Source organism: Mesorhizobium sp. M0633 (assembly GCF_040320645.1).
Taxonomy (GTDB): domain Bacteria; phylum Pseudomonadota; class Alphaproteobacteria; order Rhizobiales; family Rhizobiaceae; genus Mesorhizobium.
Genome location: NZ_JAMYQC010000017.1, coordinates 125,085 through 142,477, shown reverse-complemented (window position 1 = coordinate 142,477; position 17,393 = coordinate 125,085). Strand labels below are relative to the sequence as shown.

Annotated in this window: 17 protein-coding genes and 2 pseudogenes; 17 read left to right on the top strand and 2 right to left on the bottom strand. The window is 61.8% G+C overall.

What is annotated here, in order from left to right:
- The 8 genes and pseudogenes from NKI47_RS19320 to NKI47_RS19285 form a co-directional block, all read left to right on the top strand.
- Positions 1–767: hydroxymethylpyrimidine/phosphomethylpyrimidine kinase (locus tag NKI47_RS19320; RefSeq protein ID WP_352592657.1), on the top strand; the 767-nt coding region annotated here is incomplete at its 5' end.
- Between the two features lie 850 nt (positions 768–1,617).
- Entirely contained in the window at positions 1,618–2,343 is a 726-nt protein-coding gene (locus tag NKI47_RS19315; protein ID WP_352592653.1) for a GntR family transcriptional regulator, read from the top strand.
- A gap of 27 nt (positions 2,344–2,370) precedes the next feature.
- Complete coding sequence (locus tag NKI47_RS19310) at positions 2,371–3,405, top strand: ADP-ribosylglycohydrolase family protein (RefSeq protein WP_352592650.1); 1,035 nt, start codon at positions 2,371–2,373, stop codon at positions 3,403–3,405.
- On the top strand, positions 3,402–4,388 hold the full coding sequence (locus NKI47_RS19305) for a PfkB family carbohydrate kinase (RefSeq protein ID WP_352592648.1): 987 nt from the start codon (positions 3,402–3,404) through the stop codon (positions 4,386–4,388). The genes NKI47_RS19310 and NKI47_RS19305 overlap by 4 nt, the downstream gene beginning before the upstream one ends.
- 39 nt (positions 4,389–4,427) lie before the next feature.
- Entirely contained in the window at positions 4,428–5,489 is a 1,062-nt protein-coding gene (locus NKI47_RS19300; protein ID WP_352592645.1) for an ABC transporter substrate-binding protein, read from the top strand.
- A 67-nt stretch (positions 5,490–5,556) separates the two neighbouring features.
- Positions 5,557–6,426, top strand: a complete 870-nt coding sequence (locus tag NKI47_RS19295) for an ABC transporter permease (protein WP_352592642.1) — start codon at positions 5,557–5,559, stop codon at positions 6,424–6,426.
- Positions 6,426–7,215, top strand: a pseudogene (locus NKI47_RS19290) (ABC transporter permease). The gene NKI47_RS19295 and the pseudogene NKI47_RS19290 overlap by 1 nt, the downstream one beginning before the upstream one ends.
- Positions 7,215–8,282: an ABC transporter ATP-binding protein gene (locus tag NKI47_RS19285; RefSeq protein WP_352592639.1), complete on the top strand. Its 1,068-nt coding sequence runs from the start codon at positions 7,215–7,217 to the stop codon at positions 8,280–8,282. The pseudogene NKI47_RS19290 and the gene NKI47_RS19285 overlap by 1 nt, the downstream one beginning before the upstream one ends.
- Before the next feature lie 706 nt (positions 8,283–8,988).
- Here the strand turns inward: NKI47_RS19285 and NKI47_RS19280 are convergent.
- Positions 8,989–10,098: a tyrosine-type recombinase/integrase gene (locus NKI47_RS19280; RefSeq protein ID WP_352592636.1), complete on the bottom strand. Its 1,110-nt coding sequence runs from the start codon at positions 10,096–10,098 to the stop codon at positions 8,989–8,991.
- A gap of 958 nt (positions 10,099–11,056) precedes the next feature.
- Between NKI47_RS19280 and NKI47_RS19275 the strand changes: the two genes are divergently transcribed.
- The 5 genes and pseudogenes from NKI47_RS19275 (at position 11,057) to NKI47_RS19255 (ending at position 14,840) form a co-directional block, all read left to right on the top strand.
- The gene (locus NKI47_RS19275; protein WP_352592633.1) at positions 11,057–11,368 is read left to right on the top strand and encodes a hypothetical protein; all 312 of its coding nucleotides are present in this window, start codon (positions 11,057–11,059) and stop codon (positions 11,366–11,368) included.
- Positions 11,368–12,413, top strand: a pseudogene (locus NKI47_RS19270) (DUF7146 domain-containing protein). Before NKI47_RS19275 ends, NKI47_RS19270 begins: the two are co-directional and overlap by 1 nt.
- Positions 12,414–12,726: 313 nt before the next feature.
- Positions 12,727–13,662 carry an SLOG family protein gene (locus NKI47_RS19265; protein WP_352592630.1) on the top strand — a complete coding sequence of 312 codons (936 nt, stop codon included), beginning with the start codon at positions 12,727–12,729 and terminating at the stop codon, positions 13,660–13,662.
- A 410-nt stretch (positions 13,663–14,072) separates the two neighbouring features.
- Positions 14,073–14,315 (top strand): hypothetical protein, encoded by a 243-nt coding sequence (locus tag NKI47_RS19260; protein ID WP_352592627.1) that lies wholly within the window; start codon positions 14,073–14,075, stop codon positions 14,313–14,315.
- 195 nt (positions 14,316–14,510) lie between these two features.
- Positions 14,511–14,840: a DUF736 domain-containing protein gene (locus NKI47_RS19255; protein WP_023674291.1), complete on the top strand. Its 330-nt coding sequence runs from the start codon at positions 14,511–14,513 to the stop codon at positions 14,838–14,840.
- Between the two features lie 192 nt (positions 14,841–15,032).
- On the opposite strand, the gene NKI47_RS19250 is transcribed toward NKI47_RS19255, so the two are convergent.
- Positions 15,033–15,248 carry a helix-turn-helix domain-containing protein gene (locus NKI47_RS19250; protein WP_023674290.1) on the bottom strand — a complete coding sequence of 72 codons (216 nt, stop codon included), beginning with the start codon at positions 15,246–15,248 and terminating at the stop codon, positions 15,033–15,035.
- A 126-nt stretch (positions 15,249–15,374) separates the two neighbouring features.
- Between NKI47_RS19250 and NKI47_RS19245 the strand changes: the two genes are divergently transcribed.
- From NKI47_RS19245 to NKI47_RS19230, 4 genes are all read left to right on the top strand, one after another.
- Complete coding sequence (locus NKI47_RS19245; RefSeq protein WP_023674289.1) at positions 15,375–15,653, top strand: DNA -binding domain-containing protein; 279 nt, start codon at positions 15,375–15,377, stop codon at positions 15,651–15,653.
- A gap of 167 nt (positions 15,654–15,820) precedes the next feature.
- Complete coding sequence (locus NKI47_RS19240) at positions 15,821–16,006, top strand: transcriptional regulator domain-containing protein (protein ID WP_352455880.1); 186 nt, start codon at positions 15,821–15,823, stop codon at positions 16,004–16,006.
- Between the two features lie 46 nt (positions 16,007–16,052).
- The gene (locus NKI47_RS19235) at positions 16,053–16,577 is read left to right on the top strand and encodes a DUF2285 domain-containing protein (RefSeq protein ID WP_352452158.1); all 525 of its coding nucleotides are present in this window, start codon (positions 16,053–16,055) and stop codon (positions 16,575–16,577) included.
- A 114-nt stretch (positions 16,578–16,691) separates the two neighbouring features.
- The gene (locus NKI47_RS19230; RefSeq protein WP_352576619.1) at positions 16,692–16,982 is read left to right on the top strand and encodes a helix-turn-helix transcriptional regulator; all 291 of its coding nucleotides are present in this window, start codon (positions 16,692–16,694) and stop codon (positions 16,980–16,982) included.
- Positions 16,983–17,393 lie beyond the last annotated feature (411 nt).

Here is a 17,393-nt window from a genome sequence, read left to right as displayed (position 1 = left end):
TGAGTCGAGAACCGCATGTGCTCGTGGTCGGCGGATCAGACTCCAGCGGTGGGGCTGGAATTGCACGCGATATCGAGACGATCGCTTCCATTGGCGTGCGCACCTGCCTGGCTGTCACAGCGCTGACGGTGCAGACGCACGAAGCCGTGATGGAAATCCATCCTTCGCAGCCCGATCTTGTGGCCGATCAGATGCGCGCCGCGCTGCAGGCCAACAAGGTGGCGGTAATTAAGATCGGCATGCTCGCAACGGCCGAGATCGTCGTTGCCGTCGCGGCTGTGCTACGCGAAAATCCGCAGGTGCCGGCAGTGCTCGATCCGGTGCTGGCCTCGAGCTCCGGCCGGGGGCTTCTGGAAGCAGGTGCCATCGCTGCCATGAGGCGCGATCTGATGCCGCTTTGCTGCCTTGTGACCCCCAATCTCCTCGAGCTGGCGGTCCTTGTTGGTGCGGAACCGCCAGCCGACGAGAGCGACGCGGTGAGACTGGGACGGAAATTGCTGGCAGCCGGCGTGCCGGGCCTGCTGATCAAAGGGGGCCATGCATCAGGACCTCGATCAACCGATATTCTGTTGCGTTCCGATCAAGAACCAATCCGCTTCGACGCACCTCGTCTTGTCGCATCAATGCGCGGGACGGGTTGCATGCTGGCTAGCGCGATTGCGGCGCATCTGGCGAAGGCGAAGCCGCTCGAAGACAGTGTGCGCGAAAGCAAGCGGCTTGTCTTGGCCATGTTTAAGAAGAATGCAGCAGACCGACGAAACTTGTAAGATTTTCCAACTCTCGAAAGACACGCCTGCCTCTCGCGGGTCCGGGCTGGTAATTTCCCCTCCTAATTCACCTCACTCGACAGGAGTAGTTTGACGCCCTCGCCAGGCGGCGACCGCGAGATCAACGATGGCGAGGCGGCCGTCGTGCGCCGTATCTAGTGCGTTGTGTGGCATCCTTTCCCCACATCCGACTGTGATCCTGGAATTCACCTTGGTCGCGAGCTCCTGCTAAACGACGCCCCTCGACGGGAGCGGTCGATCCCGCGTCTCGGCTGCGGCGGCGCTAGGCTGACGCTCCTTAGGCCGTCCTGTTGAACCGGACTCGGGATCACGAACTGCCTCCGACAATGAATGAACATTGTCCGTCTTACGGCCATTTCATCGTCACCGCCGGTGTGCTCAAGCGATGCAGGCCATCCCTGTCATTCAAGGGATTATCGGCTTCGAAAAACAGTGAAGCTTCATCCGTCCTTGCATCCGCTTCGCTCAGGCTCAGCAGACGTCAGCAGGTTCTTCACCACGTTAAGAGCGAGGGCGTGTGGCTCAAGCCGGCTTGGCACGAGGGCCGGGAGGTGATCGCGGTGTTCGAGACCGAGCCGACGCGAACCCAACCACTTTATGTGGCTCGAGTGGTGTGAAGGTCGGATCAGCTTCATTCGCGACTACCGCAACGCCCGCTATGTTGCCGATGATGCGGAGCTGGCGCTGGACGCCAGGTCCCACGACGACGGAACCGGCGACTGCTCGTCGCGACGCCTAATCAAGCCCGATAGCAGCTCCATGCGGCACTCGTTGACAAGCCTGCCGTGATATGAACAGGATTATACAGGCTCACTGAACAGGTACCCATATGAAGCGACGCTCGGTTCAACTGTCTCCCGGCACGGGCAAGCCCGAACAGATCGCCACCGTTCTCGAACATGAAATCCGCTCCGGTGTTCTCGGCTTCGGCGACCGGCTGCAAAGCGAGAACGAGCTCGTCCATCGTTTCTCCGTCAGCCGCAACACCGTCCGCAAAGGCCTCGAGGAACTGTCCAGCCGCGGGCTGATCACCACCAAAGTCGGCATCGGCTCTTTCGTCACCTTCGATGGCAAGCCCGTTGATGACTCCATCGGTTGGTCGCGGGCGCTCGCCAATGCCGGCGCCAATGCAGAGACGCGGACGCTGCGGCTCGAGGTGATCGAGGATCCCGATCTTGCCGCACGGCTTGGTATAGAAAACCCGTTTTTCATCGCTGTCGACCGGGTGCGCACCAATGCCAGCGACGGCCACGCCATCTCCATCGAGCGCAGCCGCCTGCCATTGTCGCCGGAACTGGAGGACGTGCCGTTACGCGGGCTGCGCGAAGGCTCGCTGCACCAGACGCTGCGCGGCGCCGGCCTCATTCCCGACCATGGCGAGGAATGGGTCGGCATCGAAATGCTCAACGCCGAGGACTCTGCAATCCTCGGTTGCCCGCAAGGCACGCCGTTCCTTCGCGGTCGCCGGTTGACCCGCGCCGCCGATGACCGGCCGATCGAATATGTGACCAGCCTGCTCAACCCGGCGCATTTTGCGCTGCATATGAGGTTCTGAGTGATGCCGGACGACAACACCGGGAATATGACTGATCGGGCCATGGGGGCGCTTGTCGGCGGGGCACTGGGGGATGCGCTGGGCATGCCGACGCAGCTTTTGTCGCCGGCCCGGATTGCCGAACTCTACGCCCATGTAGAGGGCTTCATTGCTCCTTTCGCCGACCATCCGGTGTCGAAGGGGCTTCCCGCTGGAACGATCACCGACGACACCGAACAGGCGCTTCTGCTTGGCCGTATCCTGGTCGAATCCGGTAACCGCTTCGATCATGCGCGGTGGGTCAACGCGCTGCTCGACTGGGAGCGCGACGTCAAAGCGCGCGGCAGCTACGATCTGCTGGGACCATCGACCAAACGCGCCATCGACGCCATCAACAATGGCGTGCCGGCCGAGGAAGCGGGGCGCAGCGGCGACACAAATGGTGCGGCCATGCGCATTGCGCCGGTCGGCATCATGATGCCGCCAGAGCCGCTGGACGCGCTGGTCGCCAAAGTTGCCGAGACCTGCCGGGCCACGCACAACACCTCGGTTGCCATTGCGGCCGCAGCCGCCGTTGCGGCGGCCGTCAGCTGCGGCGTCGCCGGCGGCGACTGGCGCGCCGCTTCCGACAGCGCCATCGCCGCGGCGAGGTGCGGAGCAGCACTCGGCTATTGGGTGACCGGCGGTGACATTGCCGCCCGCATTGGGTGGGCGCAGGAGCTTGTGCGCGGCAAGGCGACGAAGGACGCGATCCGGCTGATCACCGATCTGGTCGGCACCGGCGTCGCCAGTCAGGAGTCCGTTCCGGCTGCATTCGCCGTGCTGGAAGTCGCCGGCGATGATCCCTGGCAAGCGGCGGTCATCAGTGCCAATCTCGGTGGCGACACCGATACGATCGGCGCCATCGCGACCGGCATGGCCGGCGCCTGCACCGGCTTTTCCCGACTGCCTCAGAACCGCATTGCAGACCTCAAGGGCATCGACATTGCGGCGGTTGGCGCGCTCACCGCCGACCTTGTTGCGGCCCGTATATCCAAGCGCCGTGCCGACAGGACGGGTCCCGGCAAGGATGCGGCGATATGAGTGGGCGTGTCGTCCATGTCGGCAGCGCGGTGGTCGACTATGTCTACCGCATCGACGCCTTGCCGGCGCCGGGTACGGAGAAGACGGCGTCGAGCTATACGCAAGTCGCCGGCGGCGGCTTCAACATGATGGTCGCGGCCAGCCGCACCGGCATGAAGGTGGTGTTCGGCGGCCAGCTCGGCAGCGGACCCAACGGCGACTTCCTGCGCGCGGCCTTAGCCAGCGAGGGGATCGAGACACTGACGACGCCATCGCCCATCATGGACAGCGGCAATTGCGTCGCCATGATCAGCAGCGATGCCGAGCGCACCTTCGTCTCGTGGCCTGGTGCGGAGAGCTTGCTCAGCCTTGACATGATGGCGCCCGTCTCGGTCGCCCCGGGGGATTGGGTGTTCACCTCCGGCTATACGCTTAGCTATCCGGGAAGCCGAGACGCGCTTGTCGACTGGATCGAGGCACTTCCGGCCGACACACCGCTTGTCCTCGACCCGACACCTGTCGTCGTCGACATTCCCCGCCCTATCCTGCCTCGGATACTCGCCCGCACCACCTGGTTGAGCTGCAACAGGATGGAAGCGGCCGCGATTGCCGGTCCGGGCGACGTCGAGACACTCGCGTCACGGCTTCTTAGCGACCACTCCCCGAAGGCCGTCGGCGTCGTTATTCGCGCCGGAGCGAAAGGCTGCCACATACGGCTGGCCGATGGCTCGGCGCAAACGAGTGCCGGCTTCGAGGTCGACGCCATCGACACCAATGGCGCCGGCGACACCCATATCGGCGCTTTCGTCAGTGCGCTGGCGCGCGGCGCGCCGCCTTTTGAAGCAGCGCGCTACGCCAATGCGGCGGCGGCCATTTCCGTCACCCGCCACGGTGGTTCATCAGCGCCGACCGACCACGAGATCCAGACATTCCTAAGCCATGCCGGCGGTCCGCCGATCGGCCTCCATGGCCGGAAGCAAGAGGCCAAACGCCCGACGGCCTGACAAAGCCCGGGAAGCGGGCAAACACAGAGAGGAACGAACATGCGCATGCCCGACTTGACTGCCCTGCTGACGGCGACCGCCGTCTTCACCTCCGCACTCGCATTTGCCGCCAAGGCCGACGAGGTGCACGTACTCAACTGGAAGGGCTACGGCGCCGACGAGCCGTGGGCCATCGAAGCCTTTGAGAAGGCGACCGGCAGCAAGGTCGTCAACGATTTTTTCAATTCCGAACAGGAGATGCTGACCAAGCTCAGGACCAATCCCGGCCTTTACGATGTCGTCATGATCAACGCCGCCTTCAACGACCAGGCGATGGCGGAAAAGCTGATCCAGCCGATCGACACGTCCAAGCTGCCGAACTTTCCCGACATCAGCAAGGACAAGGCCGGATCGCCGATGCTCGTCCATGACGGCAAGGTCTATGGCGTGCCGTGGGTCTGGGGCCTGACGGCGCTCGCCATCAATGAAAAATCCTTCGACAAGCCGCCGACGAGCATCGCCGAAATGTGGGATCCCGCTCACAAGGGCCGCGTCACCATCCGTGATGATGCCGTCGAGGCGGTTCAGTTCGGCGCCATTGCCACCGGCCAGAACATCAACGACATCAAGGATATCGAGGCGGTCAAGGCGAAGCTCACCTCGCTGATGCCGCAGATCAAGACGTTCTGGAGCTCGGAAAACGACTGGAACCAGATGGCTGCCTCTAACCAGATCGACATCGGCACCTATTGGAGCGGCTCGGCCGACCGCGCCAAGACCCATTTCAAGCTGCCGGTCTCGCTCGTGATCCCGCAGGAGGGCGCTGTCGCCTGGCTCGACGCCTTCTCCATTCCGGTCGGTTCCAAGAATGTCGCCGGCGCCGAGGCCTTCATCAACTACATGATCGACCCGAAGTTCTATGTCGAATGGGTCACCAAGGTCGGAGCCCCGGTATCCGCCAACACCAAGGCTGTAGAAGCACTTCCCGGCGATGCGTTCAACCGCAAGGTGATGGGTGACCCGGCAGTCGCCAAGCGCATTCAGTTCCAGGCGCCGATCACAGACGCCCAGCGCGAAACCTATCTGTCGCTCTGGCAGCAGCTCAAGGTCGACGTGAAGTAACAGCAGAAGCCGGGATCAGCCGACCATCCATGTCGGCTGATGCTTCCCATCCTGGGAGGAGGATGTCATGGCAGCACAGGTTGCGGCCGCGTCGCGCAGCGGATTGAGATCGGCCTTGCCGCTGCTGGCGCCTGCCTATCTCTGGCTGACGGTTGCGATCTTCCTGCCGCTCTCAGCCATGGTCTTCTTCTCCTTCATGACCGACCTGCCGCTGTCGGGAAAGCCGTGGGCGTTCACGCTCGAAAACTATGCCGCCTTTTTTTCACAAAGCCTTTATCTGACATTGCTTTTGGCCTCGCTGCGCCTCGGCCTCGAGGTGACGCTGTGGTGCATCGTCATCGGTTATCCCGCCGCTTATGTGCTGGCTAAGGTGCTGAAAGGCCGCAGCCGAGAGGCGATTTTCCTGCTCGTCATCCTGCCGTTCTGGTCGAACGGGCTGGTGCGCATCTTCTCCTGGGCGATGGTGCTGCGTGAAGGCGGCATCCTCGACACTGCGCTCAACGCCGTCCTGCCGTTCAAGATCAACATTGATCTTATCTATTCCTATCCGGCCGTCATCATCGGGCTGGTGCACTCCTACGTGCCTTACATGGTGCTGACGTGCTACTTGACCCTGCAGGCCATCGATGACTCGCTGATCGAGGCCGGGCGCTCGCTCGGCGCCTCGCGGCTGCAGGTGCTGAATCGAGTCATCATTCCGCTGTCGATGCCGGGGCTGGTGGCGGGCGCAGCGCTCGTCTTCGTCCCGGTTGTTGGTTCGTTCATGGAACCGCGCATCCTCGGCGGCCGTACCGGCACCTTTTACGGCACTGTCATCGAGGACCAGTTCGTCGCCGTGTTCAACTGGCCGCTGGGTGCTGCGCTCTCCTTTATCCTGTTGGCCGTCGTGCTGGTCATCCTGGCGGTTGCCTCGCCGGTGCTGCGGAGGACTACGTGATGGCGACGACACGTGTTCTCGAATGGCTCGGCCGCCTCTACATCTGGCTATTGCTCGCCTTCCTCTATGTGCCCATCATCATCATGGCGCTAATGTCTTTCAACGTTTCGCCCTTCTACCAGCTGCCGTTCGAATGGACGACGGAATGGTATGTCTCGCTGTGGCAGAACGACCAGCTTATCTCAGCCACCTGGAACAGTGTCGAAATCGCAGTCATCACTACCATCATCTGCGTCGTGCTTGGCTCGGCGGCGTCACTTGCGCTCTACCGCTATGAGTTTCGCGGCAAGAAATTCCTGCAGGCGCTGCTGTTTCCGCCAATCGCCATTCCGTGGCTGATAACCGGCACGGCGATGTTGATCTTCTTCTTCGGCGTCGGCATTGGGCGCGGCCTGTTCGCTATCCTGCTTGGCCACGTCGCGCTTGCACTTCCCTACGTCATTGTCGTCGTGTCGGCCCGACTGCAGACCTTCGCGCACGAGCTGGAAGAGGCGGCGCGCTCGCTCGGCGCCAATCAATGGCAGTTGACGAACCGCGTCACGCTGCCCTGGATCATGCCGGGCGTCATTTGCCGGCGGGCTGTTCGCCTTCGCCGTGTCCTTCGACCAGTTCGTCGTATCCTACTTCTTGTCGACGCCCGGCCAGACGACGCTGCCGGTCGAAATCTACGCCGCGATCCGCAAGGGATTCACCCCCGAGATCAATGCGGTCTCGACGATCATCATTGTCGTGTCGATGGCACTGATGCTGCTGACGGCGCGCTTCTTCAAATTCGGCGGAGAGAAGTAATGGCTGGCGTCCAAGTAGCGAACGTGTCGCGCGCTTTCGGTGCCCACAAGGCGCTGGACGATGTGTCTATCGATTTCGCCGATGGCGGCTTCTATGCCCTGCTCGGGCCGTCAGGCAGCGGCAAGACCACGCTGCTGCGACAAATCGCGGGCTTCGACTTTCCCGATTCCGGTCGCATCACCATAGGTGGTGAGAGCGTCGAACGGGTGCCGGTCGAAAAACGGCGCATCGGCATGGTGTTCCAGAACTACGCCCTGTTTCCCAATATGAGCGTCTCCGACAATATCGCCTTCGGCTTGTCGGTGCGCGGCGAGCAAAAGGCGGTGATTGCCAGCGAGGTGCAGCGAGCACTCGACCTCGTGCAGCTCAGCAGGCTCGGCGGCCGACGGCCGCACCAGCTGTCCGGCGGCCAGCGCCAACGGGTGGCGCTCGCTCGCGCGATCGTCATCCGGCCGCGCGTGTTGTTGCTCGACGAGCCGCTCGGGGCGTTGGACAAGGCGCTGCGGGTCGACATGCAGATCGAGCTCAAGCGCATCCAGCGCGAGATCGGCATCACCACCATCTTCGTCACCCACGATCAGGAAGAAGCGCTGACGATGAGCGACCGTATCGGCATTCTGCGCGATGGCAAGCTGGTGCAGGAAGGCCCGCCCGAGGAGATCTACGATCGGCCGACGAGTGAGTTTGCCGCTACCTTCCTGGGCGACGCCAACATCCTTCGCGGCGACAGCACGGGCAACGGCATCCGGCTGCCGGACGGCACAGCGATTGCCGTCGGCTCCGGTACCAAGCTTGCCGCTGGGGCCAAGGCAAGCTGCGCCGTGCGGCCCGAACGCATCCGCATCTTCACCGATGCCGAGGCTCCGGATACGGCCAACGGGAATCTGCTGCGAGGCCAGGTATCGAAGCGCATCTTCGCCGGAAATAGCAGCACCTACTTTGTCGAGCGTGCTGGCCAGACGCTCAAGGTGATTGTGCAGAACACCGGCGCTGTCAGGCTGGCGGAAGGTCAGGATGTCGTGCTGCGTTGGTCGCCGGAAAGCACCGTCTTGATCGTCGCGGGGTAGCAGGCCAGAGATACACCACTGACCGACTCAGATGGGGCTTTTGTGATGGCAAAAGATTGCGACCTCCTGGTTGAGGTCCGCGCCAGAAACGCCGATACGTCCCCCCTACGAGACCATCGCAATTTTTTGGTGGTCTTGCGGCCCGGAGCAACCGATCCCGGCAATGGGATGGACAACGACATGGTTGGCATCGCCAAGGTCTTGCCGATTGATAGTTTCACTCAGAAGCCGTGCGCCGGGCTTGCGGCTAGTGCGCCGTTTGCTGCTGTTTTGAGATTTGGCCAGGTGCGATTCATTGGCCTCGAAGACAAGCCTCCGTCAAGCCAGGCATCACGATCTTTGCCTCTAATCCTCCCACATTCAATGTCGCTTTCGGGACCCGGCAAACCGATCCAAGGCACGGCTGCGAGCACGCGCCCTGGGGAGCCGGAGTAGACCTTTGAGCGGGGTGCGGATGGCAGCTTTGAACGTGCGATCCCATCGTCCCGAACGATGTAGATTTACCAGCAAGTCGTTATTGTTCCTGGGCTCCTTCGCCACGTTCGCTCACGACTGGTCGCGTTTCCTTTCGCCGTTTCTGTGGGAAACCTGTGGGATGAGCACACCGCGTTTGTGCCTTGTGATTTGAGTTATACTCGGAACGGTTTGCGGCGACTTGGAGAAAACTGGCTTCTTCGTGATCTTCTCGGCCGCGTCTGCCAAGAAATTAGGATGATGATGGCCGTAAGTTTCGATCAGGACATCCACTGTAATGCCAAGAAACCGCAGCCTGCCACATATCGGTGCCGGCCTGCATCATCCAAGTCGCCGCGGTGTGGCGGAACACGTGCGGAGTAACGTCGGGCCCTAGGCCGGCGATTTCGCGCGCCGTCTTGAAGCTCTTGTCTATCGACTGCACCGGCTTTCCATTCCATTCCACGACAAAATCCTGCGATATCTTGCGACCGATGTTCGCACTTTTGCCGCCCGATTTGGTCTCGATGTGAAGATCAGTGCGCGCCCAGCGCCGGAGGTGCGCCAGCAGCCGCTCGGGCAACGGTACAGGGGGTTGGCGCTTCTTGGTCTTCCTTGTGCCGGTGGCACCGCGATAGAAGATACCGCGGTCTAGGTCCACATGACCGCGCCCTTTCGTTGGGCGCATGGCGGCACCGCAGATTGCGGCCGAGCGCGTTCCTGTATAAAGTGCGACGAGGATGAAGCGCGCGAGATGTCGCCCAGTGCGCCGGCCGCTCTCTTGGCCCTTCCATGTCTGCTTCATACGCCAAGCTGCCCAGATCAGTGCGGCCGCCTCACTGCGGGTCAACCAGCGTTCGCGGGCGGCGGCCTTGTCTGGCAGGGTGATGACCGGTGCGGCGGTTGTATAACCCTCCTTGCGGTAGTAGTTGATGGCGGCACGAAGATCCTCGAGTTGGCGGCGCGCCGCGGCTTCGGTGGGGCGCGACGCAATGTACTCGCGGCAGAGTTTGCCATTGATGGCGGCGAGAGTTTTTTCCCCGAAGTAATCAAGGACCTTGTCCAGCCGAGCCGCCGTCTCTTCTGGTGTCGCGTGCTTCGGTGCAACCTCTTTAAGGTAGAGGTTGACCACATCGGCAATTAAGACGTCCTCGGCTCCCCGCGCTCGGTGGTATTTGCTTCCGATGTAGGCGGCGAGCGCCTTTTCAGCTTCAGTTCCTGGACGGCCTTTTTCGCCGCCGCCAGCGCTGATGAAGCTGGATCCATCGCGGATAAACCATCCAGCTTTGTTTCGGCGCGTTCCATCTTTTTTCCAGCTTTCGTCACGCCATACCAGGCGTGGCCCTTTCGACGTCCGCGGCATAGTTCCCTCATCCTCGCGATTGCCATCAAGCTCACGTATTCCTTTCCGGCGATTAGCTCCGTTTCAAGTCGACCGGCGTCACGTTCCTTGCGTAGGCCTGCTGCGCTCATCGAGCCGTCGGGAAAGGCAATTCGCGCAGCGATTTCGACGCGCAGTGGTGTGGTCTCGTCGAATTGGTCGGGGATTTTCATAAGAAGTCCTCAGCAGTTCTTAGGTCCGAGCTGTTCGCCGACCTCGTTGAGCACTCCGTCCTGTCTCGCCGTTCTGGACATGGTCCTGCCGGAGAACTCTTCTCCAAAAAACCGGCTGCGAAAACCGCCCGCCGGAGGTGCTGCGGCGAAGAGGCGCCTTCGACCTGTCAATCGGAGTGGTTGCGCAACAAGTCTATGGCTGGCCTCTGCTTCCAGTCCGGCCAGACACACTCCTAAAGGGATCCGACCGTCGTTTCAGTATCAATACTGCCGGCAGGGCCTATTGCGTCGCAACGCCCGCGCGCGCCGCGCCGCCTTCAGGCGAGCAGGGCAGCGGAGTATCTCCTTCGCTTCTTGGCTGGCAGCGTCATTGCTGGCGACGATTAGCGGCAGGCCGCCCGTGATGACCAACCACGTCCAAATCGATTTCCCGTCGCAAAAAGCGCTCTGTTCGCTCTCGAACTCAGCCGCATGCCCTCGGTGTCGCACGCCACAGCGCCGAAGGCGTGATGAAGAACGCAGATGCTTCCAATGGGGCGACCGGCCCCGCTCGTCGTTCATCGCCGCGCTGTGGTCCTTAATCGCTACTGCTGCACGTTTGTATGTTGCAGCCGCGTTTGTAAACAGGAACGCCGTCACTGAGTTGCTACCCCGCGACAACCTCGGTTGGCTGCCAAGCACAAGAGGACGAGGAGTGCCGGGATCTCCATGACGAGTTTGAAGGTCGAGAGAGAGGCTCTCGACTGCCCGTCTCGGAGTACATCCCGATGGCGACTACCCCTCAGAAAATTACCCTTCTGTCCTCGCGAGACATTGCCTTCAAGAACGTGGAGTTCTCCATGTCCCAGGTCCGCGTCAAGGCTGACATCTGGATCGAGGACCTACCTGACCTCGTAGCTGAAGTGACGACCCACTCGCACCTCATCGTGCGCAAGACGACCAGTGGTTGCATCGAGCGCCTTGCCGTCGAGATTCGCGCAGGGTCGGCCAGTCCCACTGAGCCACAGGCGCCCGAACCCGCAATTCTGGGCAAGCTGCTGGAGCGCTATCAGCGCATCGACACGCGGGAGGATGCATGATGCCCCGACACGATGCGTCCGAACTGGCCCACCGCCTGGGCCGACAGGCCGAAGCGGTTTGTCGCCACTATCTTTCGAGCGGACATCGCGAGGGACGCTACTGGCTTGTTGGCGATGTCCGAAACACGCCGGGTCGCTCGATGTTCGTGCGGCTCGTCGGCTCGCAGAGCGGAAAGCGCGCAGCCGGCAAATGGACTGACGCGGCGACCGGGGAGTATGGCGATCTTCTCGATATCATCCGCGAAAGCCGCGGCTTGAGCGACTTCAGGGACGTTGCCCATGAGGCAATAACGTTTCTCGGCCTACCCCATCCCGAACCAGAGCAGACATCAATCCGGTCGAAGTTGCTGGCCGCGCCGTCGGAAATGTCGGAGAAAGCGCGTCGGCTATTTGCGATGTCGCAGCCGATTGCGGGTACGGTCGTAGAGGCGTATCTGCACAACCGCAGTATTGCCGCTTTGCACGGGACCGGAAGTCTGCGTTTTCACCCGCGCTGCTACTACCGGCCCGACGAACAAGCGCCGACTGAGACCTGGCCGGCGATGATCGCTTCCGTCACCGATCTCGACGGCCATTTGACTGGCGTACATCGCACATGGCTTGATCCTTCCGGCAGGGGCAAGGCACCGGTCGGTACGCCGAGGCGCGCGATGGGCGATCTTCTCGGTCACGCGGTTCGCTTTGGCCCGCCGGGCGACGTCATGGCGGGCGGCGAAGGCATCGAGACCGTCTTGTCGCTTCGGTGCATCCTGCCCGATATGGCCATGGCAGCGGCACTCTCGGCCGCCCATCTTGCTGCCATGCTGTTCCCCCCACACTGAGACGGCTCTACATCGTGCGCGACGCCGATCCAGCCGGTAACGGCGTGCGTGACATCTTGATCGAAAGAGCGAATGCTGCCGGGATCGAGCCGGTCGTGCTCTCGCCGGCACTTGGGGACCTCAACGAAGATCTCTGTACGCTAGGCGTGGATGCCGTTCGAGCAGCAGTCCGTGTTCAGCTCGCCCCCCAGGACATCGCCCGTTTCATGGCAGTGGCGGGATAACTCGGAACGAACAGCCTGTCCGCTGTCGCTTGCATCACTTGGATGCTCCTGAAGTCGAAGAGAACCGCGCCTGCGGGCCTTCCAGAGGGCGATCGGCCAGCAAACGACCCGGACCCGCAATGTCTCCGGCCGACTATTTTCCGGCGCGCTCCCCAAGGGAGCGCTTTCCATCGCGAAGCAAAATAGCCGGCCTTCACCCTCCTCCGCTGACACTCCGGCCCTTCGCTTCGCTGCGGGTGCAGGTCCGTCCCGTCCGCCGGCTTCCGTCGCCATGAAGGCCGCGAGGGTCGCGGTCCAACCGGCGGAGCATCCAATGAGCGAGCATGACGACTACGAACCACAGCACTCGTCTTCACCCATCGACCACGTCCTCACCGAACTCCAGCTCTATGGCTACCGTCCCTTCGTGGATGAGCCTGATCCTCGACCGCTTCCAGAGGGCCACTGCGTCGCCGGCGCGATGGCCGACATCTTCGACGCCCTCATCGTGGCACTGCAAGACACTCGCCTCGAGCCCGATCTCGACGATCTTCTGTGGTCGACCGTCAACATCTTTCACCGCGCCGCAGATCGGATCGAGCGCGAACTCGATCACAACGAGCAGGCGCAACGCCGCAGCCAGCGTGAGCAGGACGGCAGCGAAGTGAAATCGGTCGAGCTGGAACGCCTGACGGCCGAAGGGCAGACGCTGATCGAACGCCAAAGCGCCTTCGAACTGATGCGTGATCAGGCCGCGGAGCACTACGAGCGCCACACCGGATCGAGTTGGCGACCGCGCAGCGGATCGATGGTCAACCATCGCAACATGACCTCTGCGCTCATCGACAGCCGCGATTTTCTCAGCGCCAAGAAACGCGCCTCGCAGGAAGTCCTTCTGCCACCTGGCCCGAAAATCGCCTTCACCGCTGGGCTCGACTTCAATGACCACCAGCTGATCTGGGCCAAACTCGACCAGGTCCACGCCAGGCATCCCGACATGGTATTGATGCACGGGAAATCGCCGAAGGGTGGCGAAAAGATCGCCTCCTGTTGGGCAGACCATCGCAAGGTACCCCAAATCGGCTTTGCCCCTGATTGGACAAAGCATGCCAAAGCCGCCCCGTTCAAGCGCAATGACGCAATGCTGGAGGCGCTGCCGATAGGCGTCATCGTCTTTCCCGGGACCGGAATTCAGGACAATCTTGCAGACAAGGCAAAGAAGCTCGGCATCCCAGTCCTCGACTTCCGCCCCAAGGGAGGCGGCGCGTAAGCGCTGCCCGCCCTACCCTTTTTTCGATTGTACGATACGGCCGCGGTCGGGCAGCGTGTACTGTATTTGCAGTTCGCTGGAGTGCTTGGCCCGGGATGCCGGATCTCCGCCCGGCGCCGCCCGTCTTTTGCGATACTCAGTCCGCGCCCTAGCAAAGGCGCGCGACGCCGTCACGCTTGCCGTCAACGTTTCAGCTGCGTCGCAGCTGGCATCACAGCTGCGAATAACGACGCCCGTTCAACCGAACAGGGGCTGGATCTGGGCGAATTCACCGAACAACCGGCGCGGGCAGGATGTTTTTTTCTGACCGGCCGTCGCATTGTTAACGTTGTCGCTGGCACGGCATCGCGCGACGCACAGTTCGAATCCACGACGGCGTGCCGTCTCGTTCCAAAGATAGCGGATATCCGGTGATGCACGTCAGCCGTGACTTGAACCATCACGTGCGTGCCTTAAGCGCGGTGCCGACAACAGCTTGCGACTTCGCGATGCCTGTACAGAGGAGCATCGAGGCCGGTGATCGTCGTAGCCGGGATTTCGCCAGCGACGGTATCGCCAGGTTCTCCGTTGATGTCTCTATCTGGTGGGCCGCTCCAAACGGCCTCTTTAATGGGCTGATCTGGCCGAAGGTCGGCTGCGCCTCGATCGCCTAAGCCGCAATGGCGCCGATCGACTTTCTTCCCCTGCCGGCTGCGCCGTCATTCCTCGCCAAACAACAAAGTCGCTTGGCTGCCATCCTCCGCTGGCGCTGCGGTCGCAAGCGATGCGGCGTCGATCGCCTCCGGCCCGCGGATCGCCATCGAGGCCGCAATGGTGCGGGCTCGAAACAGAGTTCAAGGAGAAAACTCATGGCGATAATCGGAACCTTCAAGAGGACCGGCAACAACGAGTTCACCGGCGAAATCGTCACCCTCTCGCTCCAGACCAAGAACGTCCGCGTCGTGCCCGAGACCAACCGCTCTGGCGACAGCGCCCCCAGCCACCGTGTCTTCGTCGGGCGGGTCGAGATCGGCGCCGCATGGTCCAAGCGCTCCAATGACGGCCGCGACTATCTCGGCGTGAAGCTGGACGATCCGAGCTTCACTGCTCCGATCTACGCGAACCTCTTCAACGATGAGGAAGGCGAAGGCTACAGCCTCATCTGGTCGCGCCCCAACGGCCGCCGCAACGCGGAGTAAGGCCCCGACCAAGGCTCCGCCCGGACGAACAGGGCGGGGCCGTCCTCCTTTTCACGACAAGGTGAGCGCAGTCGCTGCGCAACGAGCTCCGTCGGACTTGGGGCGACTACCTGTCGTGTTCGCGACTGGAGACTTCATTCCTGCATGTTGCCTCGCCGATCATCGAAAATTGGCGGTGTTTCCCGCGTCAACTCACGGTGCCGATTTTCTGATCAACTCGCATGGGTCCACATTCAGCGCAGTTGCGATCCTCCCAAGAACACTGATGCTGGCCGAGACCCGAGCGCGCTCGATCGATCCGACGTAACGCATGCTCAGTCCAGAGCGGGCGGCCAGTTCCTCCTGCGTCACGTTCTGGTCATGGCGCAGACGACGCATGTTGGCCGCCATGATCTCCTTGAGATTCATGACGGATTAGGGACCAGAAAGGGAACTATCGTTCTAGGAATGATCGTTCCTATTCGCTATGATTGGTGCTCGATCTAAAGGACGGCTCCTTCGAGATCGCGATCGAAATATGAACGGTCAAATACAATGCTTAAACCGCTGCTCGATCCTGATGTCGCCGACATTGCGCCGGATGCCCCGGTCCTGACCGGCTATGACGAGGAGCGTCTGCTCACCTACATTCGCCTGCTTGACGCGGCAGCGGAAGATGCCGATTGGCGAGAGGTGGCCAGGATCGTCTTGCATATAGACCCGGAGCAGGAGCCGGAACGAGCGTTCCGGTCCTGGGAGACCCATCTTGCCCGCGCGCGATGGATGACGACCAGCGGCTACCGATATCTTCTCGCTGGCGGCGCTCCGCACTGACGCGGCCGGCGCTCCATTTTGCTGAATCGGCATAATGGTTTGCCGACTCTCAAACTATCCAACTTCCTTATGCCCCTGAATGTTGACGCCGACGCCTCACATCCGGGTACGCGGAGAGGACAGGAACAGTGCAAGGCGATTGGACCGATCCGGCGGCGTATTCACACATGTGCAGCTACCAGGCTACGGAGTTCGCTGCCGAGTATCTGATCCGGAATGACGAATTCGTGGCAGAGTGCAGCCAGCTTGCATCGCAATTCGCTGGTTCTGGAGAACCTGCCGGTCAGCCCGATCTCGCCGCCCGTTGGGGCGCGCGATTTCAAAACTGCCGGTGCCGGACTTCCGAAAGCTGACAATATCATCTGGACAGAACAGGCCTCGCCGCGCGTGCTCCGGGTCATGCGGGTATCTGCATCCCATCAAACAGTTCGACCTTCCAGCCTTGCCGGAGCCAGCGTTTGGCCGCAGGACGAAGGCCTTCACATTATTTGGTCTACCTTAATTGGGAAAAGTCATCTCGTCGCTGACGACCGCGCCGGTGAATTCAACGCTATCCTTCTGCCGCTCGACGCTGCATTCGAGACGCGGCTCGATGCAGCGCGCCGGTTCTGGCGCGCACTGAACGGCCGGGCAGCCAGTCCATCTTACGGCGCGCTGCCGCAACAGACCAAGACCAGGCATATCCTCAATTTACGCGCACATGATGGTCACCGCACGGGTGCAACCTATCGTCAGCTCGCGGAGGTGCTGTTTTCGCAGGAGCCGATTGTGCCGCGAGATTGGCGTGATCATCATCTCCGCCACAAGGTCCGAGCTATCTTACGCCGTGCAGCTTTTTTAGTCGCCGGCGGCTATCGCGATCTTCTCTTCTACCCCCACAACCGTAGCGAAAAGTCCGGCCGCCGAAGTCCTTCTTCGGGGTAGCAAAAACGCGCCCCCCAATCTTTGCCCTCCCTCGCCTTTCCTGATTTCGATCATGGTCCACTTCGCGCGTCCCGGCAGGCCAGGACGACAGCAGAACCGAATGGAGATCGAGCGATGTCGAAGGGTCCCGCGGACGCGCCCCAAAAGTATTTGCGCACGAAGGAGGCAGCACCCATCGTCGGGCTCTGCGCCCGCACACTCGAAAAGCACCGGACCTACGGCACCGGCCCAAAATACCGAAAGGTCGGCGGGCGCGTTCTCTACGACATCAACGACCTGCACGCCTGGATAGAGCTGGGGGCACGCACCTCCACCAGCGATGTCAACGCGACCTATGTTCCGCCGGCAAAACCCCATGCAGCCCGCGCGCCCGCCTATGTCGGCAGACGCGACCGCAGCTCCTGATCTGTGGCGCACCGAAAATGCAGTATCGCGAGACCGTTCAGCAGCAATTTGCGCTGCCTCATGTCCCCTCATCCGGCTTCCCTCCACGCGGCACGGAGGACGTCGTGGCGCGGCAGCTCGTCTTATTGGTGAAATCCCGCCGCCTGACACCGATCCACTCTCATGCGCGCGACCTGCGTTGAGGCGGCAAGTGTGCACGGCATGGCAACGATTTGGAATCGCTGCCATCCTGGTCTGGGCTGTGTCGCAAAACATCCACGCGCAAGCCAGGAGATTGCAACCGCGCCGCCTGGTAGCGGCGAAACAGCAGCAAACCCTGACCTTCATGTCGCCGCGTAAACGGCGGCACGTCCACAGCCGGATAGCCGCACGCGAGCAGCCGAGTCCATACACGGGCAAGCGTCTTAAAGC

Excerpts from the sequence above, each read along its gene's own strand:
- NKI47_RS19315 (WP_352592653.1), top strand. The coding sequence starts at position 1,618 with ATGAAGCGACGCTCGGTTCAACTGTCTCCCGGCACGGGCAAGCCCGAA.
- NKI47_RS19310 (WP_352592650.1), top strand. The coding sequence starts at position 2,371 with ATGACTGATCGGGCCATGGGGGCGCTTGTCGGCGGGGCACTGGGGGAT.
- NKI47_RS19305 (WP_352592648.1), top strand. The coding sequence starts at position 3,402 with ATGAGTGGGCGTGTCGTCCATGTCGGCAGCGCGGTGGTCGACTATGTC.
- NKI47_RS19300 (WP_352592645.1), top strand. The coding sequence starts at position 4,428 with ATGCGCATGCCCGACTTGACTGCCCTGCTGACGGCGACCGCCGTCTTC.
- NKI47_RS19295 (WP_352592642.1), top strand. The coding sequence starts at position 5,557 with ATGGCAGCACAGGTTGCGGCCGCGTCGCGCAGCGGATTGAGATCGGCC.
- NKI47_RS19285 (WP_352592639.1), top strand. The coding sequence starts at position 7,215 with ATGGCTGGCGTCCAAGTAGCGAACGTGTCGCGCGCTTTCGGTGCCCAC.
- NKI47_RS19280 (WP_352592636.1), bottom strand. The coding sequence starts at position 10,098 with ATGCCGCGGACGTCGAAAGGGCCACGCCTGGTATGGCGTGACGAAAGC.
- NKI47_RS19275 (WP_352592633.1), top strand. The coding sequence starts at position 11,057 with ATGGCGACTACCCCTCAGAAAATTACCCTTCTGTCCTCGCGAGACATT.
- NKI47_RS19265 (WP_352592630.1), top strand. The coding sequence starts at position 12,727 with ATGAGCGAGCATGACGACTACGAACCACAGCACTCGTCTTCACCCATC.
- NKI47_RS19255 (WP_023674291.1), top strand. The coding sequence starts at position 14,511 with ATGGCGATAATCGGAACCTTCAAGAGGACCGGCAACAACGAGTTCACC.
- NKI47_RS19250 (WP_023674290.1), bottom strand. The coding sequence starts at position 15,248 with ATGAATCTCAAGGAGATCATGGCGGCCAACATGCGTCGTCTGCGCCAT.
- NKI47_RS19245 (WP_023674289.1), top strand. The coding sequence starts at position 15,375 with ATGCTTAAACCGCTGCTCGATCCTGATGTCGCCGACATTGCGCCGGAT.
- NKI47_RS19240 (WP_352455880.1), top strand. The coding sequence starts at position 15,821 with ATGTGCAGCTACCAGGCTACGGAGTTCGCTGCCGAGTATCTGATCCGG.
- NKI47_RS19235 (WP_352452158.1), top strand. The coding sequence starts at position 16,053 with ATGCGGGTATCTGCATCCCATCAAACAGTTCGACCTTCCAGCCTTGCC.
- NKI47_RS19230 (WP_352576619.1), top strand. The coding sequence starts at position 16,692 with ATGTCGAAGGGTCCCGCGGACGCGCCCCAAAAGTATTTGCGCACGAAG.